The sequence below is a fragment of the Agrobacterium sp. 10T429 genome, assembly GCF_056393925.1.
In genome coordinates, this window is sequence record NZ_JBFTGV010000102.1 from 1 (window position 1) to 357 (window position 357).

Genomic DNA, 357 nt, shown 5'->3' on the forward strand with positions numbered 1-357 from the left:
GTATGGCACAGGCCGCCCCGGCCTGTCACACGGTGCGGATCGTGGTGCCGTTCCCGGCCGGCGGCCCGGCCGACCAGCTTGCCCGCACGCTGTCGCAGGGGCTCCAGCAGCTACCCCACCGCAAGGCCGCCACGATGGTCGTCGACAACAAGCCCGGCGCCAACGACAATATCGGCATCGACGCGGTGCGCCGTGCGGCGGGCGATGGCTGCACCTGGCTGGTGGTGCCGGCCGGCAACCTGACCATCAACCCCACGCTGTTCCCCGCGCTGTCCTATCAGGTCACGCGCGATTTCCGGCCCGTCTCGCTGCTGGCCAGCTCGCCCAACGTGCTGGCTGTGAACCCGGCGGTGAAGG

At 70.9% G+C, this 357-nt stretch carries 1 protein-coding gene; it reads left to right on the plus strand.

Features of this window, described 5'->3' with window-relative positions; genetic code table 11:
- Positions 1 to 357, plus strand: a 357-nt coding sequence (locus AC1DCP_RS26725; protein WP_476774921.1) for a Bug family tripartite tricarboxylate transporter substrate binding protein, incomplete at both ends; no start/stop codon positions are given.